Annotated in this window: 23 protein-coding genes; 9 read left to right on the top strand and 14 right to left on the bottom strand. The window is 44.7% G+C overall.

What is annotated here, in order from left to right:
* Positions 1-66: 66 nt before the first annotated feature.
* From K5Q92_RS19655 to K5Q92_RS19635, 5 genes are all read right to left on the bottom strand, one after another.
* Positions 67-501 carry a DUF4426 domain-containing protein gene (locus K5Q92_RS19655; RefSeq protein ID WP_220770578.1) on the bottom strand — a complete coding sequence of 145 codons (435 nt, stop codon included), beginning with the start codon at positions 499-501 and terminating at the stop codon, positions 67-69.
* Positions 502-585: 84 nt separating this feature from the next.
* On the bottom strand, positions 586-858 hold the full coding sequence (gene yggU, locus K5Q92_RS19650) for a DUF167 family protein YggU (protein WP_275660437.1): 273 nt from the start codon (positions 856-858) through the stop codon (positions 586-588).
* 14 nt (positions 859-872) lie between these two features.
* Positions 873-1,421, bottom strand: a complete 549-nt coding sequence (locus K5Q92_RS19645) for a YggT family protein (RefSeq protein ID WP_220770576.1) — start codon at positions 1,419-1,421, stop codon at positions 873-875.
* A 34-nt stretch (positions 1,422-1,455) separates the two neighbouring features.
* A complete protein-coding gene (proC, locus tag K5Q92_RS19640; protein ID WP_220770575.1) occupies positions 1,456-2,274 on the bottom strand; it encodes a pyrroline-5-carboxylate reductase in 819 nt (272 codons plus the stop codon).
* 151 nt (positions 2,275-2,425) lie between these two features.
* Positions 2,426-3,127, bottom strand: coding sequence for a YggS family pyridoxal phosphate-dependent enzyme (locus K5Q92_RS19635; protein ID WP_220770574.1), 702 nt, complete (start codon positions 3,125-3,127; stop codon positions 2,426-2,428).
* A 35-nt stretch (positions 3,128-3,162) separates the two neighbouring features.
* On the opposite strand from K5Q92_RS19635, the gene K5Q92_RS19630 reads away from it, so the two are divergent.
* The 3 genes from K5Q92_RS19630 (at position 3,163) to hemH (ending at position 6,490) form a co-directional block, all read left to right on the top strand.
* Positions 3,163-4,200 (top strand): type IV pilus twitching motility protein PilT, encoded by a 1,038-nt coding sequence (locus K5Q92_RS19630; RefSeq protein WP_220770573.1) that lies wholly within the window; start codon positions 3,163-3,165, stop codon positions 4,198-4,200.
* Between the two features lie 31 nt (positions 4,201-4,231).
* Positions 4,232-5,344: a PilT/PilU family type 4a pilus ATPase gene (locus K5Q92_RS19625; RefSeq protein WP_220770572.1), complete on the top strand. Its 1,113-nt coding sequence runs from the start codon at positions 4,232-4,234 to the stop codon at positions 5,342-5,344.
* Between the two features lie 129 nt (positions 5,345-5,473).
* Positions 5,474-6,490: a ferrochelatase gene (gene hemH / locus K5Q92_RS19620; protein ID WP_220770571.1), complete on the top strand. Its 1,017-nt coding sequence runs from the start codon at positions 5,474-5,476 to the stop codon at positions 6,488-6,490.
* Between the two features lie 146 nt (positions 6,491-6,636).
* On the opposite strand, the gene ruvX is transcribed toward hemH, so the two are convergent.
* The 4 genes from ruvX to K5Q92_RS19600 all read right to left on the bottom strand — a co-directional run bounded on the left by ruvX (position 6,637) and on the right by K5Q92_RS19600 (position 8,530).
* Entirely contained in the window at positions 6,637-7,059 is a 423-nt protein-coding gene (gene ruvX / locus K5Q92_RS19615; protein WP_220770570.1) for a Holliday junction resolvase RuvX, read from the bottom strand.
* Between the two features lie 41 nt (positions 7,060-7,100).
* Positions 7,101-7,661 carry a YqgE/AlgH family protein gene (locus K5Q92_RS19610; protein ID WP_220770569.1) on the bottom strand — a complete coding sequence of 187 codons (561 nt, stop codon included), beginning with the start codon at positions 7,659-7,661 and terminating at the stop codon, positions 7,101-7,103.
* A gap of 23 nt (positions 7,662-7,684) precedes the next feature.
* On the bottom strand, positions 7,685-8,014 hold the full coding sequence (gene yciH, locus K5Q92_RS19605) for a stress response translation initiation inhibitor YciH (protein WP_220770568.1): 330 nt from the start codon (positions 8,012-8,014) through the stop codon (positions 7,685-7,687).
* Positions 8,015-8,209: 195 nt separating this feature from the next.
* The gene (locus K5Q92_RS19600) at positions 8,210-8,530 is read right to left on the bottom strand and encodes a hypothetical protein (protein WP_220770567.1); all 321 of its coding nucleotides are present in this window, start codon (positions 8,528-8,530) and stop codon (positions 8,210-8,212) included.
* 181 nt (positions 8,531-8,711) lie between these two features.
* Between K5Q92_RS19600 and K5Q92_RS19595 the strand changes: the two genes are divergently transcribed.
* Entirely contained in the window at positions 8,712-9,272 is a 561-nt protein-coding gene (locus K5Q92_RS19595) for a DUF4136 domain-containing protein (RefSeq protein ID WP_220770566.1), read from the top strand.
* 76 nt (positions 9,273-9,348) lie between these two features.
* Here the strand turns inward: K5Q92_RS19595 and K5Q92_RS19590 are convergent, their stop codons facing one another.
* A complete protein-coding gene (locus K5Q92_RS19590; RefSeq protein WP_220770565.1) occupies positions 9,349-10,227 on the bottom strand; it encodes a LysR family transcriptional regulator in 879 nt (292 codons plus the stop codon).
* An 84-nt stretch (positions 10,228-10,311) separates the two neighbouring features.
* Between K5Q92_RS19590 and K5Q92_RS19585 the strand changes: the two genes are divergently transcribed.
* From K5Q92_RS19585 to K5Q92_RS19570, 4 genes are all read left to right on the top strand, one after another.
* Entirely contained in the window at positions 10,312-10,725 is a 414-nt protein-coding gene (locus K5Q92_RS19585) for a PACE efflux transporter (protein ID WP_220770564.1), read from the top strand.
* Between the two features lie 247 nt (positions 10,726-10,972).
* Positions 10,973-12,889, top strand: coding sequence for a TonB-dependent siderophore receptor (locus K5Q92_RS19580; protein WP_220770563.1), 1,917 nt, complete (start codon positions 10,973-10,975; stop codon positions 12,887-12,889).
* Positions 12,890-13,183: 294 nt separating this feature from the next.
* Complete coding sequence (locus K5Q92_RS19575; RefSeq protein WP_259649644.1) at positions 13,184-13,786, top strand: OmpA family protein; 603 nt, start codon at positions 13,184-13,186, stop codon at positions 13,784-13,786.
* Positions 13,787-13,814: 28 nt separating this feature from the next.
* Complete coding sequence (locus tag K5Q92_RS19570) at positions 13,815-14,639, top strand: mechanosensitive ion channel family protein (protein WP_220770562.1); 825 nt, start codon at positions 13,815-13,817, stop codon at positions 14,637-14,639.
* A 72-nt stretch (positions 14,640-14,711) separates the two neighbouring features.
* Here the strand turns inward: K5Q92_RS19570 and K5Q92_RS19565 are convergent, their stop codons facing one another.
* Positions 14,712-15,350: a trimeric intracellular cation channel family protein gene (locus K5Q92_RS19565; protein ID WP_220770561.1), complete on the bottom strand. Its 639-nt coding sequence runs from the start codon at positions 15,348-15,350 to the stop codon at positions 14,712-14,714.
* Positions 15,351-15,687: 337 nt separating this feature from the next.
* On the opposite strand from K5Q92_RS19565, the gene ltaE reads away from it, so the two are divergent.
* Positions 15,688-16,704 (top strand): low-specificity L-threonine aldolase, encoded by a 1,017-nt coding sequence (gene ltaE, locus K5Q92_RS19560; RefSeq protein WP_220770560.1) that lies wholly within the window; start codon positions 15,688-15,690, stop codon positions 16,702-16,704.
* Between the two features lie 101 nt (positions 16,705-16,805).
* Here the strand turns inward: ltaE and K5Q92_RS19555 are convergent, their stop codons facing one another.
* The 3 genes from K5Q92_RS19555 to K5Q92_RS19545 form a co-directional block, all read right to left on the bottom strand.
* Positions 16,806-17,636 carry a hypothetical protein gene (locus tag K5Q92_RS19555; protein ID WP_220770559.1) on the bottom strand — a complete coding sequence of 277 codons (831 nt, stop codon included), beginning with the start codon at positions 17,634-17,636 and terminating at the stop codon, positions 16,806-16,808.
* Positions 17,637-17,787: 151 nt separating this feature from the next.
* A complete protein-coding gene (locus tag K5Q92_RS19550; RefSeq protein WP_220770558.1) occupies positions 17,788-19,392 on the bottom strand; it encodes an alkaline phosphatase in 1,605 nt (534 codons plus the stop codon).
* A gap of 88 nt (positions 19,393-19,480) precedes the next feature.
* Positions 19,481-20,986, bottom strand: coding sequence for an alkaline phosphatase (locus K5Q92_RS19545; protein WP_220770590.1), 1,506 nt, complete (start codon positions 20,984-20,986; stop codon positions 19,481-19,483).
* Between the last annotated feature and the right edge of the window lie 229 nt (positions 20,987-21,215).

Raw genomic sequence — 21,215 nt, 5'->3', positions numbered from 1 at the left:
GGTTTCGGTAGTCAAAGCGCATAAAAAAGGGGCGTGAGGCCCCTAATATTTACTCTGAACTAGCGCCTATTCGACGTAGAACTTCTGTTTAAACTTAAGTGTCGTGTTGAGCTTTTTTCCGTATTTAACTGCGATTTTAAAGTTAATCTCTTGATCATCTCGGTAGGGAACTTCGGCGATGTAATAGATGGAGTCCCCTTCACGGATTTCTCTAAATTGAAGATCAATTCTGGCATCGAGTAAGTTATTGGCTACACCAGAAATCTCAACCGGAACTGCAGGGTTACCCTCAACACTTGTGTCGAGTACCGTAATATTAATAATGCCGGTGTAACTACTACGTTGGATCCCGTAAGTCTTGGCAATACTTGGAGTTAGAAAGGTACTGCTAAGGGCGACATAGTGGATATCGTAGTTACCCACTTTTTCTTTTTGTTCGGCAAATGCGTTGCTGCTTAGACAAAAACAGAGCATTAGTATAGTGGTTAAAGCACGGACCATATTCGTTTTCCTTAGATAGATATCTTGTTAACAGTATAGAACTTAGTTGGCATCAATGCCTTATTGCAATGGTAACTATAAAGGTTACAAAAGGTTTTGTACTTCCTCTGGGATCAGTTTGGGGGCTGTGATCCTTACCTGTTTGTGACGTCCCATCTGGCCTTTAACAATTTCAATATCGCCTTTCGGCACTTTAAAGGCTTTAGAGAGATACTTGGTGAGGTGAGCATTAGCTTTGCCATCGACAGGTGGAGCCGTAATAGCTATTTTTATCTCTTCACCGTGTAGGCCAATGATTTGGTCGCGACTAGCTTTGGGTTGGATATAGAGTTGTAGCAGCAGGTTGCCCTGCTGCATTAGTGCCGGAGTCACTATACGTTAGCCCAGAATGGAACGTATTGTGCGAGCAAGATATTAATGAAATTAAGCGCAATCATCATCACTAGTAGTGATAAATCTAGCCCACCCATTGGAGGTAAAATACGGCGAATAGGTGCAAGTAGTGGCTCAGTTAGCTGACCCATTACCATTTCGATAGGGTTATTACCTTGGCTTACCCAGCTCAAAATTGCGCGTAGGATTAACATCCAGAATAATAATACACCCGCTTCTTTAATCACTGACACTAAAGAGACAAGCAGTAAGGTTGGCACACTGATTGCCGCTCCAGCCATTAAGCTCAAGGTGACAAACTTAAGCATTACAACAGCTATCGCCAATACGAAAGAGGCGGTATCGAAGCTACCAAATGATGGCAGTACACGGCGCATTGGGCCAACGATAGGGTGGGTAGCCTTTACGATAAACTGACTGAAAGGGTTATAGAAATCGGCTCTTGCTAGTTGTAGCCAAATACGTAATACCACGACCATCAGGTATAGATCGAATACTGTGCTTATCAGAAAACTAAATGCATTCATCTGTTTACTCTACTTGTTCAAGTTAAATTTAAAATTAGTACTGCTTTGCCATCTCTTCGGCGCGGGCGATACAATTCCCCATCGCATTATCGACCAAGCCTCGTAAGTTACCTTTTTCAAACGTCTCAACGGCTTGCGCTGTTGTACCGCCTTTCGAAGTGACGTTTGCTCTTAGCTGCGCCAAGCTAACATCTGGGTTCTGTTTAGCCATTAATGCAGCACCAAGGGCTGCTTGTTGGGCCATCTCTCTGGCTGCAACTTCAGACATGCCGCCTTTAATCGCACTTTCTACCATAGATTCTAAAAATAGGAAGAAATAAGCTGGAGAGCTGCCCGCTAAGGCTATCACCTGATTTAAGTCATCTTCCTTATCGACCCAAACCACTTCGCCGCCAGTAGCCATTAAAGTTTCGGCTATAGCTTTCTGTTCTGCCGAGATCTCGTCTCCCGCATAAAGCCCCGTTAAGCCTACACCGATTTGCGTGGGAGTATTAGGCATAGTGCGTATTAGTTTGATCTCTTGCTTAAAATAATCGCCATAACGCTTAGCAGTAACACCAGCGGCTATGGTGATAATCAGTTTATTAGAGAGATCGAGACCACTTAGCTCTTCACAGACAATTTGCATCAGGTGCGGTTTTACACCGAGCACGATAACATCGGCAGCCTTTGCGGCATCGAGGTTGCAGTTAGACACCTTGATGCCAAAGTCTGCCACCATAGCATCTAGCTTAGGTTGACTTGGATTGGTCGCTTCAATTAGCTCTGGGCTATAGCCGCTTTTCACTAGTCCACTGACGATACTGCGAGTCATGTTACCTGCGCCAATAAAGCATACTTTCTTTTGTGTCATGAAGATCTCTTTTTAATTTTAGTTAGCAGCAAAAATATTAGCCGCACAGATACAGACTATTTTACCTGTTAATATCTGGGCGGATAAGAGGAATACAAGTTTTATGCTATTAAACAATTTTCATATTGCGACTAAATTAGTCATATGAAACTTATACCTTGGTGTAATCACGTTCTCCAAAGATAGCGCTACCAATACGCACCATGGTTGAGCCATGGGCAACGGCTAGCTCCAAATCGTTACTCATACCGACAGACAGGGTATCTATGGTGTCGAAACGCTCTGCTAATTGCTGATAAAGCGATTGTAAGGCTGCCAACTCCTGTGTGGCCGTTTGCTCATCGACATCTGCCGAGGGAATCGCCATAAGGCCGCGCAGAGTCAAGCTTGGTAGTTGCGCTATTTTATCGGCCAGAGCCATTACATCACTAGCTTCAGCCCCTGACTTACTCGCTTCTTGGCTGATATTGACCTGAATGCATATATTAAGCGGTGGCATTGACGCCGGACGCTGGTCATTAAGCCTTTGGGCAATTTTTTCGCGCTCAACCGTATGCATCCAATCAAACAGTGTGGCAACCACTTTGGTCTTATTCGATTGCAGCGGTCCAATAAAGTGCCATTCGATATCGGGGAACTCTTGGCTCAGTGCGTTGATCTTTGATTCACCCTCTTGTACGTAGTTTTCACCGAAGCGGCGTTGACCCGCATGATAGGCTTCGATGATCTGACTATTGGGTTTTGTTTTACTCACCGCAAGCAGTTGTACATCTTCTACTCGGCGAGAAGAATTTTGCGCCGCTTGTGCGATCCGGCTCTGGGCGATTGCGAGTCTGTCTGTTATTGTTGTCATGTTGTAAGTTTTTGGTTGAATGGATATCCCAAACTATGGAAATCACAGAGTTACTAGCCTTTAGTGTAAAGCACAATGCGTCAGATCTACACCTTTCAGCGGGTGTTTCTCCGATGATCCGTGTCGATGGTGAAGTGAGAAAGATTAATTTACCCGCATTAGATCACCAAGGTGTGCATAGCTTAGTCTATGACATCATGAACGATAAGCAGCGTAAGGATTTTGAAGAACATCTAGAGATCGATTTCTCGTTTGAGGTTCCCGGTCTTGCACGTTTTCGTGTTAACGCCTTTAACCAGTCCCGCGGTGCTGCGGCGGTTTTCCGTACCATTCCTAGCGATATCTTAAGTCTTGAGCAGCTAGGTGCGCCAGAGATCTTCAAGAAGATTGCAAGTTTTCCTCGTGGCTTAGTGCTGGTTACCGGCCCTACCGGCTCGGGTAAGAGTACCACTTTGGCGGCAATGATAGATTACGTGAATGAGAATCGTCATGACCACATTCTAACCATTGAAGACCCAATAGAATTTGTTCACCAAAACAAGCAGTGCTTGATTAACCAGCGAGAAGTGCACCGTCATACTCATAGCTTTAATGCCGCGCTTCGAAGTGCGCTTCGTGAAGATCCTGATGTGATCCTTGTGGGTGAGATGCGAGATCTTGAAACCATTCGGTTGGCGATGACAGCGGCCGAAACCGGTCACTTAGTATTCGGTACACTGCACACCACTTCAGCGGCGAAAACAATTGACCGTGTGGTTGACGTATTCCCTGAGGGCGAGAAGGGCATGGTTCGTACCATGTTGTCAGAGTCGTTACAGGCGGTGATCTCTCAGACCTTGATTAAGAAAATTGGTGGCGGCCGAGTGGCAGCCCACGAAATTATGATGGGTACGCCTGCGATCCGAAATCTTATTCGTGAAGACAAGGTCGCCCAGATGTATTCGGCTATCCAAACGGGTATGGCTCATGGCATGCAGACGCTGGATCAGTGTCTACAGAACTTGGTTAACCGTGGACAGATCTCTCGCGAAGACGCGATGGCCAAGAGTTCAAACAAACAAGCAAACTTTTAATTGGTATATAGCTAATAGGAATAGTTAGTCTATGGATGTTCGTCCTTTTCTAAAGGTGATGATTGAGCGTAAAGCATCGGATCTGTTTATTACCGCTGGTTTTCCGCCTAGCGCCAAGATTGATGGTGAGCTGCGGCCACTCGGCGAGAACGCCTTTACTCCAGCTCAGTCACTCGATTTTGTTGAGTCGTTAATGACCGATGTTCAAAAGCAGGAGTTTCACGAGTCTCGAGAGTGTAACTTCGCTTTTTCGGCTAAAGACTTTGGCCGATTCCGTGTTAGCGCCTTCTGGCAAAGGGAGTCTCCTGGTTGTGTAATGCGCCGTATTGAGACCAAGATCCCTGAGGTCGATGACTTGATGCTGCCACCGATCCTTAAAGACTTGGTTATGAGCAAACGTGGGCTGGTGATCATGGTGGGTGGTACCGGAACGGGTAAGTCAACCTCTCTTGCTGCCTTAGTCGGTTATCGAAATACCCATGCCCGTGGACATATTCTGACTATTGAAGATCCTGTGGAGTTTGTGCACGACCATAGACAGAGCATTATTACCCAGCGCGAAGTTGGCATCGATACCGAGTCATTCGACGCCGCACTTAAAAGCTCACTGCGTCAGGCGCCAGATGTGATTTTGATTGGTGAGATCCGTAGTCAAGAAACGATGGAGTTTGCGCTGTCATTTGCGGAAACCGGTCACCTTTGCATGGCAACCTTGCACGCTAACAATGCTAACCAAGCACTGGATCGAATCATGCATTTAGTGCCAGAGAGTAAGCACCATCAGTTGTTGTTTGATCTGTCATTAAACTTGCGAGGAATTGTGGCGCAGCAGCTGGTACCTAAGAGCGATGGTACAGGGCGGCGCGCAGCCATTGAGGTGTTAATTAACACGCCCCGTGTGGCTAGTTTGATCGCTAAGAATGAGCTTCACACTCTTAAAGATACCATGGCTAAATCAAACGAGCAGGGGATGCAGACCTTTGACCAAGCCTTGCTGAAGCTTTACACAGATGGTGAGATTAGTTATGCCGATGCTTTACATCATGCGGATTCACCCAATGATCTGCGTTTGATGATTAAGCTACAAAGCTCAGATCCTACTAGTACTAGTTCAATGGATGGGGTGACACTCAATTTAGATTAAATTGAGATGAGATTGAAAAAGAGGCAATAGATTCTATTGCCTGCTTTTTTATGAATTAACTTTGATCTTTTCGCTGCTTTAAACGTATCGATAATGAATAGAAATATAGTTATAAGTTAAGGAGTTATATTGGCTAAGTATTTAGGGTTAACCAAGGAGAACGGTCATCAAAAGCGTGGCAAAACTGGCGTGCTATTGGTTAATTTGGGCACGCCCGATGAACCAACAACATCGGCAGTTAGACGTTATTTAGCGGAGTTCTTAGCTGACCCTCGAGTTGTAGAGATCCCGAAGCTAATTTGGATGATGATTTTACATGGGATTATTCTGCGTGTACGTCCAGCAAAATCAGCAGCGCTCTACCAGCAGATTTGGACTGAGCAGGGTTCACCGTTAATGGATATCACATGTCGCCAAAGCCAAAAACTGGCTGAGCATTTTAAGCAGAGTGGCGAAGCTGTATCCGTGGATTTTTGTATGCGTTATGGTAAGCCTTCGGTGTCATCGACACTGCAGCGAATGCATAAAGAAGGCATAGATAAAATAGTGGTACTGCCCCTGTATCCACAGTATTCAGCGCCAACAACGGCCTCAGCCTTCGATGCTATCGCTAAAGAGCTGAGCACGTGGCGTTATCTGCCAGCATTGCACTTTATTAATACTTATCATGAACATCCAGATTTTATTGAGGCTTTAGCGGCTTCGATTGCCAAAGACTTTGCTCTTAATGGCCAGCCACAAAAGCTGGTGCTTTCATACCATGGTATGCCAGAGCGTAACTTGCATCTGGGCGATCCCTATTACTGTTTTTGTATGCAGACAACCAAGTTAGTGGTGGAAAAACTGGGATTAACAGAACAGCAGTATATAACGACTTTCCAGTCTCGTTTCGGTAAAGCCAAGTGGTTAACGCCCTATACCGATGCCACCATGGAGGCTTTACCTAGCCAAGGGGTGAAAGATATTGCGGTTGTGTGCCCAGCCTTTAGTGCTGACTGTTTAGAAACATTAGAGGAGATTGCCGGTGAGAACCGTGAGATCTTTGAAGAAGCGGGTGGGGAGAAGTATCGTTATATTGCCGCATTAAATGATAACGATGACCATATTAAGATGATGGCCAATATCGTGAAGCCGTACTTAAGTTAAAGGTAGTTAAGTTAAACGTACTTGAGCTAAAGAGAGTGAATCGCTAGAAATAGTGAAAAGTGATAATTAGTTAGACAGAGAAAAGGGAGCCATCGCATTAATGTCTCCCTTTTTTATTAGTGATTTTGATAGGCTAATGCTTACTGCTATAGGTACTGATTTTCGAAATAGCTCTCAACAATTAACACCGCAGACATGGCATCGACCTGCCCTTTAGTCAGTGCTTTGTAACCGCCCATCTCAAACAGTCTAGCCTTAGCATCGGCAGTGGTTAGACGTTCATCTTGGGTCGCGACTTTTACGCCAAAACGGCCACTTAAGCGGTTGGCGAACTTTCTTGCTCTTTGGGTCATCTCTTGCTCTGTGCCGTCCATATTTAGTGGCAGGCCAACAACAATAAGATCCGGTTTCCACTCGTTGATGAGCGCGCCAATCTCTTCCCATTTAGGGATACCGTCTACGGCTTTAATAGAAAGTAGAGGCCGGGCACTCGCGGTAAGCTCTTGTCCAATAGCGATGCCGATACTCTTGGTACCGTAATCAAATCCTAAGACGCTTTTGTCGCCCATTTATGTGTATTCCTATTTAATAGTTTTGCATTGCGCTAATATCACGCATGACCAGCAAGGTTCGAGAGTTGCCAAATATCAAAGCCAAGTGACTCAGTGGCAAGCTGCCAACGTTTGTCATGTTCTATATCGAACAATAGTTCTGGACTTGCGGGGATCGACAGCCAGGTGTTTTCGATGATCTCTTGCTCTAATTGACCTCGAGTCCAACCTGCATAGCCTAGGGCGATCACAAACTTTTCCGGCGCCTTGTCTGAACCTAAACTGGTTAAGATATCTTGCGAGGTCGTTAGCATCACCTCTGGAGTAATCGCATCACTGTTACTCCAACAGTCTTGAGTGGTATGGAGTACAAAACCGCGTTCGGGATTAACTGGACCACCAACGAGAACTTCCCTTGCTAAAGAGATAATAGGCTCTGGCTCTTCAGCTAGCTCCATCTGCTCTAATAGCTCATCGACGATAATACCGCTGGGTTTATTGATCACTATCCCCATGGCACCTTTTTCGTCATGCTCGCAAATATAGATTAATGAACGCTCAAAAAAGGTATCTTGCAAGGACGGCATTGCGATTAAGAAATGATTTTGTAAACTGTCCATTGATTTTTCCATTGTGGCAGGGGTTAACCACCCGCCAATTTGACAGTGTAATTGAGTTTTTCAAGTAGAGTTTTTAGTTGTTCTCTATTATCGGTTTGCACTTCAATATTGAACTCTTTAACTGTACCGCCACAGCCGCACTGTTTTTTCAGTTTTTGAGCTAAAGCCTTTAGCTCCTTTTCTTGTAACCCAAGACCTTTAATGACAGATACGCCTTTGCCTTTACGGCCCTTACTATCTTTATGAATTCTGACAACTCCGTCACCTTCTGGCGCCGTTTGAGTCTGTTTTTCGGGGGCAATTCTGCCACTATCAGTGCTATAGACTAATGATACGTTTGGATCGGATTTCATTTGTATGGTCGCTGGTGAACTAATGGAAGCAGTTTAGCAAAGTTGCTGGCGTTACGGGAGAGGCGGGAAACAGAATCTGCGCGTTTACTCTGTTCTATGGCATTTCTAAACACTGTCTAAAATCAAAGGCTAGAATCAATACCTAAAACTCAGAGTACGCCTCAAAGTTGAGGAGCGATAAACGCGCAAGTGTATTTAAAGATAGAGTGCTAGTTCAATCAGTAGCGATGCAAAAGTTAGCGTGGCTAAAGGAGCCAGATACTTGTGAGCACTTGGTAGGGCAATGGCGCAAGAGGTCAAAACAAAGCCAATTGCTGTGCCAGCAAAATGGATGATAGGGGAGCTGGCTATGGCAATAATGAGCCAGCTCAGTACTAATAAAGGCAGTATTACAAGTGAATGCTTACTGAATTTATCGACGATAGAAGGCTGGTTATCTGCTTTATCTATGACTTTTTCTGGTGTGATGAAAAACATTACAGTTGCGATGGCAAAAGCCGCGATAAACCAAGACATAAAATGACTCTCTATAAACTATAAAAGTTAATCTAATTGATAATCATTATCATTAGGTTGTTTGCTTAAGTCAAGCTGAACCTATTGAGGATTTACTAAAATTGAGTTGTAGATCCATAAATTGCTCTGTAAGCTGTTTTAATAAGTACTCAAAAGATAAAAGAATATTGTTGGAGATAACATGAAGAAGTTATTGGTAATCATGGCGGCGCTAGCATTAAGTGCATGTAGTTCACTTAAAACAAGCTCAGATTATGATCCAGGTGTAAACTTTTCAGAGGTGAAAACCTACGCTTGGGTAGAGAAGAAAACAGCGGATTCGACATATCATTTAGATGGTTTGATGGATCAACGCGTTCGTAAAGCGGTTGATGATCAGCTGCAGCTAAAAGGGCTAACAAAAGCCGATGTTGGCAGTGCTGATGTATTGGTTAATTATCTAACCAAAGTCGATAAGAAAATCAATGTCGACACCTTCAATTCTAACTATGGCTATAACCCATATTATGGCCCAGGTTGGGGCTGGGGTGGTGTTGGTCACACTCAAACCACTGTGCGTGAATATGAAGTCGGTACTTTGATCCTTGATTTAGTTAACGCTAAAACAGGCAAGCTAATCTGGAGAGGCTCTGTTGCTGATACGATGCGTGACAAAGATACCCCTGAAGAGCGCGTAGAAGTGGTTAATGAAGCGGTAGGGGCATTATTACTTAACTACCCTCCTAAGTCTGAAGATAAATAATCTACAGTCACTTAAGTGAAAAAACGGCCAAATGGCCGTTTTTTTTATGTGTTATTGCCTCAGATTCAGATAAGTATTAGTTAAGTAACCCGCGCATTAAGGCTCTGACTTTTTTATTGAATTCATTTTCACAGCGGCTTTTATGTTGAATAACATCGACGTTAGCCTGCCAACCCAGTTGCTCGAAATCAATCTTAAGTTTGCAAAGTTGCTTCGTTTCAATGGCTTCTTCACATAGATGCAGTGGCAGTAGGGCCCAACCAAAGCCTGCTTTGGCGAGCTCGAGTAACATGTAGTAGTTATCGGCATGCCATACATCAGGAGAATGGGGCGTGTTAAACCATCCTTTTTGTTTTGTTTTCGAGCCAATAATTAATTGCCGATGCAGCTTGAGTACATCAATGTGGGATGAGGTTTCTTGAGCAAGAGGGTGCTCAGGGCTCACCAGTAATTCAAATTGCACTGCGCCTAAAGACTCAAAGTCTAGACTCTGAGGATAGGATAGCTCGCTAAATACGATACCTAAGTTGGCACGTTTAGTATCCACGAGGTGAATGATATCTAAACTGGAAGCACAGAGCAGCTCAAGTTCACATTGTGGGTATTGTGCAGAAAGGTTTTTTAGCAGTGCAGTAAACTTGTCATAGGGGATCCCTTCATCAACAGCAAGCGTAAGCTTTAAGTCATCTTGCTTATCCAGCGCCTGTACCTGCTGATTAAGCCGCTGATGCTGGGCCAGTACCGCTTTGGCTTGTGGTAGCAATTGTTCGCCTGCCCGAGTTAGTACTGGGTAGCGATGGCTTCTATCAAATAGTGTCTGATTGGTATCTATTTCAAGGTTGATTATATGTTGGCTGATCGCAGACTGAACCTTACCAAGCTTTCTGGCTGCGGCAGAGAAGGAACCCGTTTCTACGGTCGTTACGAATGAATAGAGCTGCTCGATGGTTAACATATCAGTAAAAGTGATGGTATCTAACTTTTATGTATCGTAGCTAGAGATGATAATGGTTGCAACTTATCTTTAGAGCGAATTACCATGACAGTTAAAGACAGAATTATTCATGCCATTTTATTTGAGGCTGTGGCCTTAGCTATCATAGTTCCGGCGGCATCGATGTTATCGGGCACAGAAGCTACCTCTATGCTAGCCGTAGGTGTGGGGTTGAGTATCTACACCGTTATCTGGAACTACTTTTATAACATTTGGTTTGATAAACAGTTTGGTTCCGACAGGGTGAATCGGACTCTAAAGATGCGCATTGGTCACACCTGTGGCTTTGAGGGCGGAATCATCTTTATTACCGTACCAGCCATTGCTTGGTTCTTAGGGATCACCTTGCTACAGGCGTTAATGTTGGAGGCGGCGTTCTTAGTCTTTTTCTTCTTCTATGCTGTGGCATTTAACTGGTGTTACGACAACATTAAGCTCAAGCTAAAAGTGGCGAGTTAAGTGTTAAACTCCCTTACTGCAAAAATAACCGCTGCTATCAATTAGTGGCGGTTTTCTATTTGTACGTTATTTCCTCTATGAAGAACTTGTGATAGGAGAAAAAAGGGCGGTAATACTTTTATAAAATTCGTCATACTCATATTCATTGTGGTGATCTCTATCACGCATCTTGGGATGATGAATATATATAGTCCGTGTTGAAAAAATGAGCTTAAACATTTGCTTATAACTATATGGACATTTAAAGATGCATGACAAACTCAAATTAATAGCCCTTGCTTTATCTGTTACCACTTCCGTTTCTTTCGCGGATGAGATTGAAAAAATCACCGTCCACGGCCTTCAACATCATCACGATGGTACCTACACAAATGCTTATTTAGGCAGCGACGTTACGGTCATCAGTAATGAGATGATCCATGCAGCGGGTAGCGTGGACATCAATAAGATCCTGAGTCAGTTCGTCCCCGGATTGTTCGCTAATGGGCGAGCAGGGCGTCATACCGATACCGATTACTCGCTACAGGGCAGTCGCCCACAAGACATTCTCTGGCTGCTAGATGGCAATCGATTGAACAACCGCCTCTATGGCTCAACCTATACCGATAGCATCAATCCCATGATGATCGAGCGTATTGAAGTGATCAAAGGTTCCCAGAGTGTGTTATTTGGTTCTGAAGCGATTGCCGGCGTCATTAATATTATTACTAAGAGTTATCAGGGGAGCGATGCCGGAGAGCTGAGTCTAGCCGCTGATAGCCTACCTAGTTACGACCTCTCAGGTTTTGTTAGCAGTGAAATCGACTCGGTGCAATTGAGTCTAGCGGCAAGTTCAAGTCAGTCAGATGGTTATGCACTCTGGCCCGATGAAGAGTATTCTCCAACGGCTGTGTTAGATAAAGAGCGCGGCTATCAAATGAATAATCTAAATGCCAAGCTTCGCTGGTCGTTAAGTGACGAGCAGCAGCTTACTGTTTTTGCCCAATACAGCGATGGCTTGCTCGAACGCCCGTTGGCTTATGATGCGATATTAAGCGAGAACGAGCGCAAACAAACGATTGCTTATGCCGACTGGCAGTTGGAGGTTTCTGAGCAATTGCTGCTGCAGGCTAAGGTCAACTATCAGCACTGGGATTCCAGCTACAGTGAAATCACTCAAGATGAGAAGGGCAATACTGAAGTGGCATATTGGCAGCAATATTGGGGCTTTAAAGATCTAGGCGCAACTGTGAGTGCTAACTATCAGACACAAGCTGGAAGCCAATGGGTTTTTGGTGGCCAGTATGAAGAGTATGAAGGAGCTGATGAGGTCATGCTGTTCACTGCAGACAAAGATCATACCTACTCTTTATTTAGTCAGTACCAACCTAAGATTGACGTATTGCCCGATACGCAGCTATCAGTTGGTGCAAGGGTTAATCGCTTAGCAAACGATGAAACTATTTGGGTGGGTAATCTCGCATTAACCCATGATATTGCCAAGCATCTACAACTTAAAGCAAATCTTGGTAATGGGTTTAAACAACCGACGGCCTCACAATTGCACTCCCAAGTCGGTACGCTTGGCAATGCTGAACTCGTTGCTGAAACGAGTCAAAGCGTCAATTTTGGGCTTCAATATCAAGGTGATATATCGGTAACTGTCGACGGCTACTGGCGTAGTATCGACAATCTTATCGAGCCGCGTGCACTTAGTGAGGTTGAATTTATTTATGACAACCTCGATGCCCGTGTCGAGAGTTATGGTATCGACCTGCATCTTGTAACCGAGTTGTCGCAGCAGTTGCTGATGGAACTCAGCGGCAGCTATGCTTCTGCCGAGCGGCAAGATACTGGCGAACAGATTGAGCGAGTACCCGAATATACTGGTTTTGCAAAACTTAGCTACGATGTGAATGATGATATTGCCGCTTGGGTGAGTGGTCAGTATGTTGGTGAATTTGTCGATTATGGCTTAACCGCAGGCGATTACCTGCTAGCCAATATTGGTATTCAAGCTTGGATAACGGAGCAGCAGGATCAGCAACTTTCTCTTACCATAGATAACCTGTTTGATAGCGAAGTGACTCAAAGTATTTTTAAGCACGGTCATAAAGCGCAATACCCTATTGCCAGCTTAGGCGCGCCACGTACTGTGCAGTTGCAATATCGTTACCTATTTTAGTTTGGCCAGCTTTTGCGCCACAATGACTTAGTATTCTAGCGGGGCGAGCCTTATGCAAGCCCCTTCCTCCTCTCTTCAGTTAGAGGACAAAATCGAAAACTGGCAGATATTAACTATGCTTGTATTGTTTAAGTTAATTGTTTAACTGTGTTTTTGTATCGATTGCGTTAATATGTCGCCCATTACCTTTTAATCATTAATCACTGATATCGGTTGCAAATACAATTATATGCGGTTGAATATGATGCTTATCATCTAAACCATAGCAGAGTGTAATGGTGAGATAGGTGAAATATGATGGCAAAGTTAACACTCGTTTTGATTATAACGGCACTCTTGCCGGCGATGTTAGAAGCTAAACAGTGGCAAGATAGCGATCTTGATGGCGTGCCGGATCTGAAAGATGCTTGTGCATCGACACCGCTTAATACTGTTGTCAGTGCCAATGGTTGTAAGAAGTCACCTGCCAATGGGGGGCAGCTGAATAGGTCAATGGTTATCACGCCAGACCTATGTCTAAGGACAAGCGCTGGCAAACGATATCCAGCGGCATGTACAAAGCCGTCACATATTGCGGTTAAGTTTGAATTTGCCCGTGCAGATGTTCTACTCAATCAGCTTCAAGCGGTTGAGGTGATAGCCCGCTGGCTAAAATCGACTGGCAGGGACTTACTGCTGGTGGGTCATACGGACTCGTTAGGTAGCCCTGCTTATAACATGCAGCTGTCACTAAAGCGGGCGGAGCAGGTAAAAAAGGTATTAGTCGAGCAGTTTGGTTTACATGCTAGTAGGTTTCAGGTTGTTGGTGTAGGTAGTGCAGAGCCTGTCGCCAACAACCAAACTCGACAGGGGCGAGAGCTGAATCGTCGAGTTGAATTTTTAGCAATTGTTCAATAGTTTATCTTAAATTTGAGGGAGTATATAAATGGATAACTTGCAAGGTTTAATGGAGCAAGCGCCAGAGTTAATTGTCACTTACGGTATGAAGATCATATTTGCGATCATCATATTTGTCATCGGTAAGTTCCTGTCGAAAGTCGCCAAAAACTTAACGACCAAATTACTCAATAAGCGTAAGGTCGATAGTACCGTTGTTTCGTTTGTTGCCAATATGGCTTGGGCATTGGTGTTTGTCTTTACCATCGTTGCCACACTAGGCCAGATTGGCGTGCAAACGGCATCGTTAGTGGCTGTAATTGGTGCCGCGGGCTTGGCGGTTGGTTTAGCGCTACAAGGCTCACTGTCTAACTTTGCTGCAGGCGTATTGATGGTGCTATTTAGACCCTGTCGCGTTGGCGATTATGTTGAAGCTGCAGGCATTGCTGGCACGGTTGATGAAATTACAATTTTCTCAACTCGCTTGCTGACTCCAGATAATAAAGTCATTATTGCGCCAAATTCGGCGATGATGGATGGCACCATTGTTAACTATTCGGCGATGGAAACGCGTCGCTTAGATTTAGTGATTGGTGTCTCTTATGATGCTAACCTAGCCGAGACTAAGAAGGTGTTAACAAACATTCTCGATAACAGTCAGTATGTACTTAAAGATCCTGCATATACAGTCGCAGTTTCAGAGCTTGCAGACTCATCGGTGAATTTTGTAGTTAGACCTTGGGTAAAAGGCGCTGATTACTGGCCTGCACACTTTGAAATTCTTGAGCAAATTAAGAATGCGCTTGATGAGGCTGGGATCGGTATTCCATATCCGCAGATGGATCTCTATGTGAAAGAGGCACCAACTGCTTAACTGCCAAAGCTAGCAAATATTGGGTAATAAAAAGGTCGGCATATGCCGACCTTTTTATTCGCTTTATCAAGCCTAGTGTGCATTGTCTGATTGGTATTGGTAATCAAACTTGGGCATAGACCACTTGTAACGAATGGCTAGCATTCTAAAGCTAAAGCCAAATACCAGAGATATAGAAAGGTTAACCCACTCTGGGATGCCGTTAAACTTCATCGCCACATAGGCAGATGAAGTCAATAGTGCAACTAGGGCATAGAGCTCTTTCTTAAAGATCAGCGGCACTTGGTTACAGAGAATATCTCTAATAACACCGCCAAACACGCCAGTCACCACTCCCATCACAATGGCTATCTCGGGGCTAAAGCCTAACACTAAGGTCTTCTGTGCGCCGATAATTGAGAACACGGCTAAACCCACCGCATCAATGGCTAGAAAGAGTTTAGACAGATGACGCATAACCGGGGCTATCATTACCGTAAGTAAAGAGGCTGCTGCAATGGCAATCAAATAATGGACATTCTCAATCCAAATTAATGGGTAGTTGCCGAGTAAAATATCGCGCAACGTGCCGCCACCTATCGCGGTAACACAACCTATTATGACTACACCAAACAGGTCCATCTGTTTTTTACCAGCAGCCAGTGCACCTGTCATTGCTTCGGCTAAAATACCGATTAGCCATAAAAAGCTGATAACTTTAACTTCTAACATAATTCGCACTAGCTAAATAAAAGGAAGAGGATTTTGCCTCTTTTTAGGCCAAAAATACAATGATAAAAGTTTAGTTCTTGCATTATATTTTCTAATGCTAAATATATGAGGTGTTCAGTTTTGTTAGCATTAATGCATGTTGATGAGTGTTTATAATAAGATTTTTATTTTAGAAGTATTCATGATTGCTTAATTTGCTCTCTTGGTGGTTGCATCCAAGTGTGAGTGTTATTTTTGCTTGTTTGTAAACTTTGGTTTTTTGCTGGTAGTTGGTCTTACGTCAAAGTAATATTAGCCTCTGTTTGATAATTCCAGATCTAGATACTTGAGGTTAACAATGATTGATTTTCGCAGTGATACTGTGACTAAGCCTACGGCAGCAATGCGCGCCGCGATTAGTCAGGCTGAAGTTGGGGATGATGTTTATGGCGATGATCCCAGTGTTAACTATCTGGAAGAGATGGCCGCCGATATGTTTGGCTATGATAATGCGCTATTTACCTCTTCAGGTACTCAGGCAAACTTACTCGCATTAATGGCTCATTGTGAGCGCGGTGATGAATACCTGTGTGGCCAGCAAGCCCATAACTATAAATTTGAAGGTGGTGGAGCTGCGGTATTAGGCAGTATCCAGCCTCAGCCACTGACTAACCAAGCTGATGGCAGTATTTTACTGAGTGATATTGAGGCAGCGATTAAGCCTGATGACATCCATTTCGCTCGCACACGTTTATTAAGTCTAGAAAATACCATCGGCGGTAAGATAGTGCCACAGGAGTATTTAGCCTCGGCTCAAGCGCTTGCTTTTGAACGCGGTTTGAAAATCCATTTGGACGGTGCTCGTGTCGCGAATGCGGCGGTGGCGCAAAATATTCCGATGACCGAGATCACTCAATATTTTGATTCGGTATCAATTTGTTTGTCTAAGGGCTTATGTGCCCCAGTTGGCTCGATACTACTAGGTGACGAACGTTTGATCACTAAAGCCAGACGCTGGCGTAAGGTGCTTGGTGGTGGAATGCGTCAAGCAGGTATTCTTGCTTCTGCTGCTACGCTTGCATTAACCGAGCAGGTAGAGCGTCTAGCCGAAGACCATGATAATGCGGCTTATTTAGCAGCAGAGCTTGCAACGATTGAAGGCTTTGAAGTCGATATGTCTCAGGTGCAAACCAATATGGTGTTTGCTGCGGTAAGTGACAAAATTGATACCAAAGCGCTGGCGCTTGAATTGAAAGCCAAGGGGATTTTGCTTAGTCCGGGTAAAACTATACGTTTTGTGACCCATGCAGATATTGCTAGAGCGGACATCACACGTTTTATCAGTGAGCTAAAAGGTATACTCGCTCGCGGCTAACAAGCTAACCCTGATTGATGAAATAAAACCTAGGCAGTGCCTAGGTTTTTTGTTTTAAGTGTTATAGCCGCAGTGATATTGATGGGTATTGGCATTGAGGCTTAATGCTGGTGGCTGCCGTCACTTCCAGATAGCTGATTGCCTTGGCTATCGTAAAAACCTGAGCTACCGTGTTGAATGAAACCTTGGTGGATCATCTTAGCAATAAAAGGGTCGGATTCATTATCGCCTACATCTGCAAAATCCATATCTTTATAGCCAGAGATCAGAGCGGCAAATTGCTTGTCGTCAAATGTCTGTAGTGTAGACAATTGATACTCAACAGCGCGGTTATTTTTCTCAATTGTCATCGCCAAAGGAAGGGCGAGTTGAGCTTGCCACGCAAGTGCGATTTTATTGCCCTGAAGTAGGCCTTGATAATACTGGCTAGTTTGGCAATTTTGTATGAGTTGATCCGTTATCTGAGGCTGGTTCGATGCTTGCTGTATCGTTAATTGTTGTAATGTGCTTGGATTGACTAGGTGGTTTAACTGCTGAAAATTAAAGTGCATATTCAGGGATAATAGATCCCCTTTGCGATAGGATATTGAGCGTTGCTCCATAGGGAAGTAGCGAACATACTCGCCCCGTTTATTCCACATTTCAAAGCTAATAGGGTTAGGTTGATAAATAACTCGTTGGTCATTTCTGATTAGCGTGAGTTTAGTTTGTTGGCCTGTTGCATCGGTGACGGTATATGTTGCTCGTAGGTGCTCTGCATTGATATGGGTAGCATCAATGTCAGAACATTGATTCTGAGCTGTCGCACTGGTATTGATGAGCAAGGTACTCAAGCAGCTAATTAAAGCGAGATGACTAAAGAGTCGACTTTTGTAATTTAATTTTTTAATTTGAGTCGCAGTCGAGAATGGCGTGAAGCGTGAAACTAGCATGTTAGCTCCTATGGCGGCTAAGCAAAGACTTAGCGCGAGATATGTTTAAATTGTTGTAGAGTTAATTTGAAGCGCTGATTGTTTAGAGCCGCTGAGTCTAGCTCGGCGGCTCACACTTGGACTTACCCTTGGTTTTAGTAAGCTTCGCGTTTTATTGAACTTCCTCGGCATTTTTCACTAAATTGCCTGCGTGATTCATTACATGGAATAGATGGTTTTGCTCCACAGTACCTTGAATCAAGTGAGCACCTGGGCCGCTTGCAAAAATCCCTACGTCTTCACCCGCATGAGTTTCGCTACTCAGTGGCACCAAGGCTTCTTGATGGAAACCGTGACTTTGAGTATCGACATAGTTAAGGTCAAAGCGTCCTGGAGCGGCAGCGTAGCCATAGCGTTCATCGCCCCCAGTAACTAGGTTGGCGTAGCCAAGGCCATTTGCATAGCCTACGGTGGTGTAAGGTAGTCCATTGGCGTCGGTGGCATTGGTCACGGCAGGCTGTCCGTCAGCGCCGTTACCTTTCACTAACCCTAAAATTGGATTGCCGCGAGTGGGGTAGCCTGCAATGGTAAATACATGGCTGTGATCTGCGGTAACAATTAATAGTGTGTCTTTTTCAGAGGTTTTCTCCATGGCGACGCGTACCGCTTCAGACAGTGCGATGGTGTCGTGTAATGCTCGGGCAGCATTGCCGGCATGGTGGCCATGGTCGATACGTCCCGCTTCGACAATAAGCACAAAGCCTTTATCATTTTTCTGCAGGATATCAATCGACTTCGCTGTCATCTCTGCAAGAGACGGCTCACCCGTGACGCCATCCGTAGTGCGGTCTAGCTCATACTCCATATGAGATGAGTTAAATAAGCCAAGAGCGTGGTCGGTAGTGTCTGGATCCAACGCTAGAAACTCATCTCGGCTGGCGACATAAGCACTATTGGTATATTTAGTTAGCCACTCATTGGTTAAGTCTCTATTATCTAATCGCTTACCAGACTTACCTTCAGGATCGGTCACTGTATTAGGAATAAAAGCGCGGCGTCCGCCACCCATCACCACATTGAGTCCTGAGCCATGGTCAAACGCCAACAATTGTGAGGCGATATCGCTGCAGCCATTGCTGATTGCTTCGGCGGGTAGGTCTGCATCACTTTCCCAGTTACGCTCGGGTACATGGGCATAGGTCGCTGCAGGCGTCGCGTGAGTAATACGCGCAGTAGACACAACGCCTGTCGATAAGCCAGCCATGGCCGCAAGCTCAAGCGAAGTGACTAGGTTTTGTCCATCGGTCGAGGCGCAGTTACCGCGAGTCACACCCTCAGCCTGAGAAATGACACCAACATCGGTTTTTACTCCGGTGACCATAGCGGTCATGGTTCCTGCCGAGTCGGGAGTTTGTCCGTCAACGTTGTACGTTTTAGCTAGGCCTACATAGGGTAAGGTTTCGAAAGCCAGAGTATGTTCTTCACCAGTTTGGCCTTTGAGTTGTCCCTCTAATATACGAGCTGCCGTTACGGTTGAGACTCCCATGCCGTCGCCAACAAATAAAATCATATTTTTTGCGGCTCCAGCTTGGTTGTTAACGCTGAGCTTTTGGGCTTGAGTCACTCGTGACTGACCATCGACAAACCATTGGTTAACAGCGCTCCAATCTTGGCCATTATTACCATCGCTGCCATCGGCTCCGTTTTCTCCATCATCACCGCAAGCGGCAAGTCCCAGCATGGCTGTAATTGATAACACTAGTAATTTCTTGTTCATTTTAAACTCCATAAATGGGTACTCGTACTGAATGTTCTTCAGTGAGAGTCAGTAGTTAATTAGTACTGCTGAAAGTGAGTACTCATGTTTAGTATTTAGTGCCACCAAGTTCTTGGGCCTGATTAATAATGTGGAAAATGACATTTTGCTCCATAACACCTTGAACGAGATTTGAACCTGGACCTGTTGCGTGCAGGGTAATGTCTTCGCCTGCATGGGTTTCACTGCTCATAGGCACTAAAGCCTGCTGCATAAATTCTTTGTCTTGGGTATCAACTGAGCTCAAATCATCTCGCAGACCGACAACGGCACCGGGGCCATTGGTGTAGCCTACAGTGGTATATGGCTTGCCATCTTTTGCCATGGCAACGCTGCCATCTATGTTATGGACAAGCCCAAGGATTGGGTTACCACGCTTTGGGTAGCCTGCAATCGTAAACACATGGCTATGATCTGCGGTGACCATGATGAGCGTTTCATCTGGGTTGGTTGACTCGACAGCAGCCTTTACAGCGTTTGATAGCTCAACGGTGTCTTGCATCGCTCGGTAAGCATTACCTGCGTGGTGAGCGTGATCGATTCGCCCTGACTCAACAATCAACAAGTAGCCTTGTTCATTCTTATTGAGTAGTTCAATCGACTTGGTCGTCATTTCGGTAAGAGAAGGCTCACCTGCAGTGTCATCTAAGCGGTCAGCTTCATATTCCATATGGGATGAGTTAAATAGGCCGAGTAAATGATCTGTGGCGGCAACATCGATAGCGTCGAAACCAGCCTTATCCCAAACGTAGGCTGCGTTGCTTAAGTTGTCTGTCCAAGCTTGGGTGAGATCAAGGCCATCAGAGCGGCGGCCAGACTTATTTTCGCCGTCAGTCATATCGTTTGGAATGAAGTTTCTGCGACCTCCACCTAAAGCAACAGTGAGGGCGTTAGCTTGGTCACGCATCACAAGTTGGTAGGCAATATCTTTACACTGATTGTTGACAGCTTCATCGGGTAAGTTTGAGTCCGCTTCCCAATTACGCTCAGGAGAGTTGGCGTAGGCTGCTGCAGGAGTTGCATGGGTGATACGTGCAGTACTAACAACACCTGTTGAAAGGCCTTTGGCATTGGCTAGATCGACCAAAGTAATGAGCTCATTGCCTTTTGAAGAGAGGCAGTTAGCGCGTAAGCTGGTATCAGAAACAGATAGCACACCAGCCTTAGATTTTACGCCTGTAGCCATGGCGGTCATGGTGCCTGCAGAGTCAGGGGTTTGTTGATTGGTATTGTATGTTTTTACCAGAGCGGTGTTAGGAAAGCGTTCAAAGCTTAGGAAATTCTCTTCACCACCTTGATTTCCTGTTTGTTGTTGGCCTTCAAAAATGCGCGCGGCAGTTAAGGTCGACACGCCCATACCGTCACCAACAAAAAGAATCACGTTTTTCGCCTTAGATAGCGTAGTTTGTTGAGTTTTATCATTGACGAGCTTGGCGCTGTCTTTGTACCACTGGCTATCAGTTTGAGTGCTGGGTAATACAGTTGCATTCGCTGCGATAGTTGCGAGGCTGCAAGAAATAAACGCAGCTATTCGTTTGATGTTGTTCACTATTATCACCGTAAGTTTGTAAGGTTATATTAAGTTTAAGGTTTCCTTGTGCGAGGTGATTGTCGAGCAAAAGCATGACGGTATTGAGTCGGATTTATGTCGGTTTTGTTGCTTTAAAATGTACAGAGTATTAAAGCCGGGAATAGATAAGCGAGTTCTAGATGCGCTTTTTTGGGGAAGTAAGCACCGTTCTAGTGCGGTTTAACTAAACGAGAAATAATTATAAATTTGTAAG

The organism is Shewanella sp. MBTL60-007, assembly GCF_019654915.1.
In the GTDB taxonomy this organism is placed as follows: domain Bacteria; phylum Pseudomonadota; class Gammaproteobacteria; order Enterobacterales; family Shewanellaceae; genus Shewanella.
The sequence above is the reverse complement of the archived record's forward strand: the minus strand, read 5'-3'. Positions and strand labels throughout refer to the sequence as shown.